At 37.5% G+C, this 10,022-nt stretch carries 4 protein-coding genes, 1 tRNA gene, 3 rRNA genes and 2 pseudogenes; 2 read left to right on the top strand and 8 right to left on the bottom strand.

The window, feature by feature from the left end; all coding sequences use genetic code 11:
* The 6 genes and pseudogenes from rrf to ACQZHJ_RS18870 form a co-directional block, all read right to left on the bottom strand.
* Positions 1-112 (bottom strand): 5S ribosomal RNA (gene rrf / locus ACQZHJ_RS18895); the annotation flags it as partial.
* A 57-nt stretch (positions 113-169) separates the two neighbouring features.
* Positions 170-3,076: ribosomal RNA gene (locus ACQZHJ_RS18890) — 23S ribosomal RNA — on the bottom strand.
* Between the two features lie 192 nt (positions 3,077-3,268).
* A 16S ribosomal RNA gene (locus tag ACQZHJ_RS18885) occupies positions 3,269-4,783 on the bottom strand.
* 616 nt (positions 4,784-5,399) lie between these two features.
* Positions 5,400-6,198: pseudogene (locus ACQZHJ_RS18880) on the bottom strand (pyruvate, water dikinase regulatory protein).
* 210 nt (positions 6,199-6,408) lie between these two features.
* Positions 6,409-6,561 carry a hypothetical protein gene (locus tag ACQZHJ_RS18875; protein WP_430487047.1) on the bottom strand — a complete coding sequence of 51 codons (153 nt, stop codon included), beginning with the start codon at positions 6,559-6,561 and terminating at the stop codon, positions 6,409-6,411.
* Positions 6,562-6,769: 208 nt separating this feature from the next.
* On the bottom strand, positions 6,770-6,991 hold the full coding sequence (locus tag ACQZHJ_RS18870; RefSeq protein ID WP_430487046.1) for a class I SAM-dependent methyltransferase: 222 nt from the start codon (positions 6,989-6,991) through the stop codon (positions 6,770-6,772).
* A gap of 380 nt (positions 6,992-7,371) precedes the next feature.
* On the opposite strand from ACQZHJ_RS18870, the pseudogene ACQZHJ_RS18865 reads away from it, so the two are divergent.
* Both ACQZHJ_RS18865 and ACQZHJ_RS18860 read left to right on the top strand, forming a co-directional pair.
* Positions 7,372-8,079, top strand: a pseudogene (locus tag ACQZHJ_RS18865) (signal peptidase II).
* A 115-nt stretch (positions 8,080-8,194) separates the two neighbouring features.
* Positions 8,195-8,497, top strand: a complete 303-nt coding sequence (locus ACQZHJ_RS18860; RefSeq protein WP_430483636.1) for a hypothetical protein — start codon at positions 8,195-8,197, stop codon at positions 8,495-8,497.
* Positions 8,498-8,667: 170 nt separating this feature from the next.
* Here the strand turns inward: ACQZHJ_RS18860 and ACQZHJ_RS18855 are convergent, their stop codons facing one another.
* Positions 8,668-9,729 (bottom strand): extracellular solute-binding protein, encoded by a 1,062-nt coding sequence (locus ACQZHJ_RS18855; RefSeq protein ID WP_430483635.1) that lies wholly within the window; start codon positions 9,727-9,729, stop codon positions 8,668-8,670.
* 206 nt (positions 9,730-9,935) lie between these two features.
* Positions 9,936-10,011 (bottom strand) — tRNA-Lys (locus ACQZHJ_RS18850).
* Between the last annotated feature and the right edge of the window lie 11 nt (positions 10,012-10,022).

Here is a 10,022-nt window from a genome sequence, read left to right as displayed (position 1 = left end):
CGACCACCTACTCTCCCACACAGTCTCCCGTGCAGTACCATCGGCTTCTAAAGGCTTAACCGTCGTGTTCGGAATGGGAACGGGTGTTACCCTAAAGAACATCATCACCAGATATTTAGAAAGATTGTTCTTTCAAAATTGCACATAATCAAATTTAATTTACTATAATTTGGTCAAGCCCTCGATCTATTAGTATCGGTCAGCTGAACATGTTACCATGCTTACACCCCCGACCTATCAACCTTGTGTTCTTCAAGGGATCTTACTAGCTTACGCTATGGGAAATCTCATCTTGAGGTTGGCTTCACGCTTAGATGCTTTCAGCGTTTATCCATTCCCGACTTAGCTACCCAGCTGTGCTCCTGGCGGAACAACTGGTACACCAGAGGTCAGTCCATCCCGGTCCTCTCGTACTAAGGACAGCTCCTCTCAAATTTCCTACGCCCGCGACGGATAGGGACCGAACTGTCTCACGACGTTCTGAACCCAGCTCGCGTGCCGCTTTAATGGGCGAACAGCCCAACCCTTGGGACCTACTTCAGCCCCAGGATGCGACGAGCCGACATCGAGGTGCCAAACCTCCCCGTCGATGTGGACTCTTGGGGGAGATCAGCCTGTTATCCCCGAGGTAGCTTTTATCCGTTGAGCGATGGCCCTCCCACGAGGTACCACCGGATCACTAAGCCCGACTTTCGTCCCTGCTCCACTTGTGGGTGTCGCAGTCAGGCTCCCTTCTGCCTTTGCACTCTTCGAACGATTTCCGACCGTTCTGAGGGAACCTTTGGGCGCCTCCGTTACTTTTTAGGAGGCGACCGCCCCAGTCAAACTGCCCACCTAACAATGTCCTGTGACCAGATTCATGGCCGCCAGTTAGAATTTCAGTACTGTCAGGGTGGTATCCCAAGGATGACTCCACTAAGGCTGACGCCCTAGTTTCCTAGTCTCCCACCTATCCTGTACAGACAATACCAAAACTCAATGCTAAGCTACAGTAAAGCTCTACGGGGTCTTTCCGTCCAATCGCGGGTAGCGAGCATCTTCACTCGCACTACAACTTCGCCGGATTTACAGTTGAGACAGTGCCCAAGTCATTACGCCATTCGTGCGGGTCAGAACTTACCTGACAAGGAATTTCGCTACCTTAGGACCGTTATAGTTACGGCCGCCGTTTACTGGGGCTTAAGTTCATACCTTCGCTTGCGCTAAGTATTCCCCTTAACCTTCCAGCACCGGGCAGGCGTCAGCCCCTATACATCAGCTTACGCTTTAGCAGAGACCTGTGTTTTTGCTAAACAGTTGCTTGGGCCTATTCTCTGCGGCCTACTCTCGTAGGCACCCCTTCTCGCGAACTTACGGGGTCAATTTGCCGAGTTCCTTAACTGTAATTCTTCCGCCGGCCTTAGGATTCTCTCCTCACCTACCTGTGTCGGTTTGCGGTACGGGCACTACTTCTCTCTCTAGACGCTTTTCTTGGCAGCGTGGAATCATGTACTTCGGTTCCGTAGAACCTTCCCCATCACACCTCAGCATTATGAAAGCGGATTTGCCTACTTTCACTGCCTAAGTGCTTAGACTAGCATCCAATAGCTAGCACACACTATCCTCCTGCGTCACGCCATCGATAATAACGATGGTAGTGGTACTGGAATATCAACCAGTTGTCCATCACCTACGCCTTTCGGCCTCGGCTTAGGTCCCGACTAACCCTCAGCGGACGAACCTTCCTGAGGAAACCTTAGGTTTTCGGCCTGTGGGATTCTCACCCACATCTCGCTACTGATGCCAACATTCTCACTCGTAATCAGTCCACCGCTCCTTACGGTACGACTTCAGCCCGATTACGACGCTCTCCTACCGCTTGAATTAAATTCAAGCCCGTAGCTTCGGTGGTAAGTTTAGCCCCGTTACATTTTCGGCGCAAGATCTCTCGACTAGTGAGCTATTACGCACTCTTTTAATGAGTGGCTGCTTCTAAGCCAACATCCTAGTTGTCTTAGAAATCTCACATCCTTTCCCACTTAACTTACACTTTGGGACCTTAGCTGACGATCTGGGCTGTTTCCCTTTTGACTACGGATCTTATCATTCGCAGTCTGACTGCCGAGCTCATAGTATGTGGCATTCGGAGTTTGATAAGGTTCGGTAAGCGCTATGCCCCCTAGCCCATTCAGTGCTCTACCTCCACTACTCATACTCGACGCTAGCCCTAAAGCTATTTCGGAGAGAACCAGCTATCTCCGGGTTCGATTGGAATTTCTCCGCTATCCACAGCTCATCCCATGCTTTTTCAACAGCAACGTGGTTCGGTTCATCCACGAGGTTTTACCCTCGCTTCAACCTGGCCATGGATAGGTCACCCGGTTTCGGGTCTACGGCATGCAACTAGTCGCCCTATTCAGACTCGGTTTCCCTTCGGCTCCGTACCTTAAGTACTTAACCTTGCTACATACCGTAACTCGTTGGCTCGTTCTACAAAAAGCACTTCATCACCCTCATAAGGGGCTTTGAACGGTTGTAGGCACACGGTTTCAGGTTCTATTTCACTCCCCTCCCGGGGTTCTTTTCACCTTTCCCTCACGGTACTGCTTCACTATCGGTCATCAGGTAGTATTTAGCCTTGGGAGGTGGTTAGTCCCTGCTTCCCACAAGGTTTCACGTGTCTCGTGGTACTCTGGATCATAACTCGTGGTCTTCTCGTTTCACTTACAGGACTATTACCTTCTACGGTGGAGCTTTCCAGCTCTCTTCAGTTACAATAGCCTCCACTTTGATGCTATGTCCGCAACCCCGGAAACAAGTTTCCGGTTTGGGCTCTTTCCCTTTCGCTCGCCGCTACTAAGAAAATCGATTTTTCTTTCTCTTCCTCTAGGTACTTAGATGTTTCAGTTCCCTAGGTTACCCTCCATAAGCTATGTATTCACTTATGGATACATGGGGTTTCCCATGTGAGTTTCCTCATTCGGAAATCTTCGGATCTCAGACTATGTGCGTCTACCCGAAGCTTATCGCAGCTTATCACGTCCTTCATCGGCTCCTGATGCCAAGGCATTCACCATGCGCCCTTTGTAGCTTGACCTATATTAGTTATAGTTCTCATTTTACAAAGAATAGAAATTGGTTTGCCAATTTGGCTTTGTTGTTTTCTATAAATTAAATTATTATGTGCAATTTTCAAAGAACAATTTTGAGAGATAGTCTCTCAAAATTAAACAGAGATATTATCCAGATTCTTTTTATCATCTTAGTTATCCTAAGATGTATTCCTTAGAAAGGAGGTGATCCAGCCGCAGGTTCTCCTACGGCTACCTTGTTACGACTTCACCCCAATCGCTGACCCTACCTTCGGCCGCTGCCTCGCTTACGCGTTAGCTCACGGACTTCGGGTATTGCCAACTCTCATGGTGTGACGGGCGGTGTGTACAAGACCCGGGAACGTATTCACCGCGACATTCTGATTCGCGATTACTAGTAACTCCAGCTTCATGTAGGCGAGTTTCAGCCTACAATCCGAACTGAGACTGGTTTTAAAGTTTGGCTCCACCTCGCGGTATTGCATCTCTCTGTACCAGCCATTGTAGCACGTGTGTAGCCCTACACATAAGGGGCATGATGATTTGACGTCATCCCCACCTTCCTCCTGGTTAACCCAGGCAGTCTCGCTAGAGTCCTCAACTTAATGGTAGTAACTAACGACAAGGGTTGCGCTCGTTGCGGGACTTAACCCAACATCTCACGACACGAGCTGACGACAACCATGCACCACCTGTCACCTTGTCCCCGAAGGGATTTCCTCGATTAAGAGTAATGCAAGGGATGTCAAGTGTAGGTAAGGTTCTTCGCGTTGCTTCGAATTAAACCACATGCTCCGCTACTTGTGCGGGTCCCCGTCAATTCCTTTGAGTTTTAATCTTGCGACCGTACTCCCCAGGCGGAATACTTAATGCGTTAGCGGCGGCACGGAGGTGTTGAAACCCCCACACCTAGTATTCATCGTTTACGGCGTGGACTACCAGGGTATCTAATCCTGTTTGCTCCCCACGCTTTCGAGCCTCAGCGTCAGTTACAGTCCAGAGAGTCGCCTTCGCCACTGGTGTTCTTCCTAATCTCTACGCATTTCACCGCTACACTAGGAATTCCACTCTCCTCTCCTGCACTCTAGACAACCAGTTTGGAATGCAGCACCCAGGTTGAGCCCGGGTATTTCACATCCCACTTAATTGTCCGCCTACGCTCCCTTTACGCCCAGTAAATCCGGATAACGCTTGCCACCTACGTATTACCGCGGCTGCTGGCACGTAGTTAGCCGTGGCTTCCTCCTTGGGTACCGTCATTATCTTCCCCAAAGACAGAGCTTTACGATCCGAAAACCTTCATCACTCACGCGGCGTTGCTGCATCAGGGTTTCCCCCATTGTGCAATATTCCCCACTGCTGCCTCCCGTAGGAGTCTGGGCCGTGTCTCAGTCCCAATGTGGCCGATCACCCTCTCAGGTCGGCTACGCATCGTCGCCTTGGTAGGCCGTTACCCCACCAACTAGCTAATGCGCCGCGGGTCCATCTCATAGCGGATTGCTCCTTTGATTGAGTGATGATGCCATCTCTCAATGTTATGCGGTATTAATCTTCCTTTCGAAAGGCTATTCCACTCTATGAGGCAGGTTACCCACGTGTTACTCACCCGTCCGCCGCTAATCCGTTTCCCGAAGGAAACTTCATCGCTCGACTTGCATGTGTTAAGCACGCCGCCAGCGTTCATCCTGAGCCAGGATCAAACTCTCAATTTAAAAGTTTAATCTATACTCATATTACTTGTTAAAAGAATTGCTGGTTTATGTTAATATCTTCTGTTTAATTTTCAAAGACCATTTCTTCGTCGCCCTCAAGCGACTTTCTTAGTTTAACATCACTTAGAAACTTTGTCAACAACTTTTTTCAAAACTTTTAATTTGTTTTGTTAAGTTGTTTGCCGTGTCTCTTAGCGACGAGATTTATCTTACCATGTTAATCAATATATTTACCATTTGTTAATATCAAAATTATTAAATTATTCTCATAATACTTTGTTTTCCTTATAATATCTATATAATTCATATTGATACACAGGATTAGATATTTATCTTTAATTTACATTTCTATATATTTTATTCAAAAATATACCATATAACTTATAAAAAAAAGTTCTTCCAATCATTTATCCTATTAATATGTTACTTATTTATATAAATTTAACTACTTATATTAATTACTAAAACTATGCTATATAGAAAAAACTTATTAAAGATAAGTATCTAAAATAAAAAAAGTAGAAAAGATTACTCCATTCTACCCTTTTATCTTAGATATAAATTTTCATACTTTAATATTATAAAAAATACATATGATTTTTATAATTAAATATTCTTACTTAACACCTAACTTCTCCATTATTATAAGTGCAGTATCTTCTATAGCTCTTTGAGTTACATCTATAGTTCTGCAACCTATTTTTCTCATTATCTATCCGGAAAATCAAATTCTTCTAATATCCTTGCATCAGAAGCATATTCTATATCTGCTGATATTCTATGGAACTCTATTAATCTTCTTTTTCTTATTTCTATAAGTTGAAGTGGATTTATAGTTAATTCAAATACCTTTTTCTTATCTATCTCATATATTTCATCTGGTAGACTCCTACTTTCAGGAATAAAGGTATATTTATAGCCTTTATTCCTTGTTAGCTAAGTACATACATAAAGGTGTCTTTGATGTTCTAGATAATCCTACAAGGTTACATCAGCATTTTTAAGTCCTCTATAGTCTTTACTATCATCATATTGCATAGCAAATTCCATAGCTTCTATTCTCTTATAATAAGACTCATCAGTATTCCACATAGCTCCTGGATTATAATTTGGAAATTGATTAAGTATGGTTGATGCTACATTAATTATTGGACCAAGCACATTGATTATGTTTATATCTTTTCAATACATTTTTGAGTTAAATATTCTCTAACATTGACAGTTATTATAGTGGATACTATCATACATAATTCGCAATCCTCTATATTTTTCATTAGCTCTTCAACATCTTCTAAACTTTTAACATAAGGTATTCTTTTCACCTCAGCATTATCTTTAAATTGACTAGCAGCAGCTACTGCTACCTGTTGAGCTGTTTCTCCAATTGAATCTGAAACTGCAAAAATTGTTAACATACTAATTGCCCCTCTCTTTCATCTAAAAACCACTATATTATTAGTGTTGTTTTTTTAATGTAATTTATTCTCTTTTCCCTCTTAGTTTTTTATTTTTTTGCAACTATAAGTAAATGTTCCGTTGAATCCCTAATTCTTTCATCTTCACACTTTTCAGTCGCTACTTTTAGTAATTAAAATATATTTCTTTATCCTCTAAATAATATTTAGTCATATAGAAAATGCCTGTCCACTTAAAAAACTTTCTGCTCCTGCTCTACTTAATACATCAAATCCTGATTCATTTACTTCTTCTAAAGCTTTTTCTGGTACAGTAAAATAAGTTCTTTGTAAAGGACTCATCTGCACTAAATTATTTTTCATCAAATAAATCATAAATTTTATCTATTTCTTTAAATTCCTGTGGAAAATATTGAAAGTCCAACCTTAAGTACTCCAAGTGAATTTATATATGTTATTAATAAATTCCACCTGGTCTCAATACTTTTTGCATTGATTTAGAACCTTTAATCTCTCTTCTTTAGAATGGATATGATACATAGGTCCCATTAGAAGTATTCCATCAAAAGAATTATCCTCTAAGAAATCTGAAATATAAAGCATCTCCACATATATAATTATCTGCTTCTAATCCTAAACTTTCTATATTCTTTTTAGCCATATCTATAGATTTGTCTGATAAATCCATTAACGTGACGTTATAACCTCTTTTTAAAAGCTCTATAGAATATCTTCCTGGACCTGAACCAATATCTAATATTTTCCCCTCTGAAGGAAAATATTCTTTTATCATATACATAGTACTAAAAAACTCTAGTCTACTATATGGATCATTTAATCTTAGCCATTCATTTTTACTATTTTCATTATAGTAATCCCTAATAATATTTTGTCATGAAACACCTCATCGTTTAATATGTCTAATAATTTATATATTCTTTTAAAATTCCGTATATCCTCTTTAATTGTTATAATTACCTATGTTAAAATTGATTTAGTTTAATCAAGATTAATTTCAAGAAAAATTTATTTAAATATATAATAGCAATAAGTAGAATATCTTTACAAATTAAATCTTAGACTAAAAATAATACATTAGGGTAGAATTTTGTAGGGAGGAAACTTATGAATAAGAAAAAATGGGTAACTATAAGTATATTACCTATAATGTGAATAATATATTTCTTATTTGAAATACTAACAGGAAGAATTGATAGTAACTCTGAAACATTAATGATGCTACTTTTATCAATTCCATTTGCTCTTGTTGGTTATTTAGTCTATACACTATGGAATAGTTATAGGGCAGGTTTTAGAAATAAAACATTAATCATCTTTTTTGCTTTTTTAATGATTTTAGATTAAGGAACTAAATTTATAATACATAAATGGTTCTTCAACGAGAACTTTGATATTTTAGGTAATTTACTATCATTCCAACCAATAATAAATACAGATGGTTCTTGGCTAAATGTTAGATTTGGTGCAGGAATAGACTTTGGATTTCTTATATTAATAAATATTATTGCATTATTTATATTCTTTGAGTGTTATAGATACTATGTTTATAATGGTCATAAAGATTTTACTTCTGATATGTGTATAGTCTTTATAATGGCTGGAGCATTATGTTCACTTATAGATAAGATATTCTATGGAGGAAGCCTGGATTTTATAGGTATAAGCAATTTATTTATAGCTGACTTTAAAGATATTTATATAAACTTGGCTATATTATTCTTCTTGCTTTGTATATACTACAATGAATATTGGAAAGATGAAGAAGAAAGTTCTTTAAAAGATGATGTATTAGCTGTAAAGAATTTTTTTATCTTTGCTAAAAATGATTTATTAAAAAATGTATTTAAAATAAAGAAATGATTTATTTGTAAGATGTTACAAAATTAATCTAATTGCTTAATTAGCATGGACAAAGCCTCTCAGTATGATATATTAAAGTTGTAGAAAATTTACTGTTTATGAGAGGAGATTAGCTATGCTAGTAAGATGTACAGATAACTCATTATGCTCAAGCCTAACTTTTGGTAAAGAGTATGCTGTTATAGAAGAAGGGGATAAATATTACGTTGTGCTTGATGATAGAAATAAAGAAATCACTACTAAAAAACAAAGATTTGAAGTCATTGAAGATAGTGATTTAGCAAAGAAATCAAAAGCAACTATAAACGAACTTAACTTCCAATTAAACAACGATTTTAAAGATATAAAAGATTTCAAAGTTAGAACTAACTCAAAAGGCGAAATCAAAGAAGTAATTATTAAGTTCAAATACGAATAAGCTATTTACAATTCACACTTTTAATATAAAAGAGATATTATGTTTTTACATAATATCTCTTTTTTTATAAAATTCTATATTCTCTAAATTAAATAATTGATTTTAAATTTAATAACATATAAAACTAATTATTTAAACTTATTTTTTTATTATTTATACTCTTAATTAAATTAAGAAGTCTTTTTAGGCTCTTCTTTAGGTTTAGGAATTAAAGATTCTGGCTTTATAACTCCATTAAAGTATTGTACCCATTTACTTTCATTACTTAAAACCACATCTTCCTTAACATCCATAGTTTTAAAATTCTTCATCCAATCCGGTTCATATTTTTTAGCAACAGGTAATATTGGCATTATATTATATTTTTGAGCAAGTTCTAACTGAACCTTTGGACCGGCTATATATTCCATAAATAATTCTGAAGCTTGTGAATGTGGTGCTGTTTTTAATATACCTGCACATTCATTCACAACTGGTGAGCCATCTGGTAAATCTATTCTATTTAAATTAGTATCCACTTTTGATTTTTTCATAAATACATCAAAAGGCATAATTCCTATAGGAGTTTCTTTAGTTGATAAAGCTGTTGCTAAATCACTATAATTATTATAAAAATTAGCTACATTCATTTTTAAACTCTTTAAAAATAAATTTGCTACATTTTCATCATTATTAGAAGCTGCAGTTAAGTATAATCCTGAAGCTGAAATAAAATACTTTGTGTAAAAATTATTAGCATTAACCATAACAATTTTATTAGTTAATTTACCTAATTCTAAATCTTGAAGCTTAGTAGGTATTAAACCACCTTGTAAATTGGCTTTATTATAAACCACAACTATAGGATTTCTAAATACTGAATACCAGTACCCTTCTTTATCTCTATAATTTTCATCAACATCATCAAACCAACTTGTTTTATATGCTGTTAAATTACCATTTGAAGTCTCCTTTTTATATAATTCTTTATCACCACCAAGAACTATATCTGTTTTAGGATTTTTAAAATCATCTTCACTTATTTCATCCTTAACCTCATACTCAACATTTATACCTGTTTCTTTTTTAAATTCATCAGAAACATACTTCATAACTTCATCTGGATATTTAGTTGTTACCACAACAGTATCTTCTAACTGCTTTTTTTCTGTATTGCTATTTCCACAAGAAATCATAGAAAATGAAAATATCGTAAGTAAACTTAAAGCTAAAATTTTCTTTATCCCTTTCATAAACACACTCTGTCTCTAGTACTCTATATTTTTACTTTTTATAGAGCTACTTCAACAGTCACCTCCATCCAAACTCTTTTTAACACTAATCTAAGGATATCACTTATTTATAAATATCTAAATACTTACTCCTTAAATATAAACTATTCAATTAATAATTATATATTTTTATATACAAAAAAACCTCTCTTATTTAAGAGAGGTTTTGGTGATCTGCCAGGGAATCGAACCCTGGACACCGTGATTAAAAGTCACGTGCTCTACCGACTGAGCTAGCAAATCATATGGACCTG

Source organism: Clostridium sp. B9, from assembly GCF_050509515.1.
Lineage (GTDB): Bacteria > Bacillota > Clostridia > Clostridiales > Clostridiaceae > Sarcina.
This window is presented reverse-complemented; position numbering and strand designations above follow the sequence as displayed.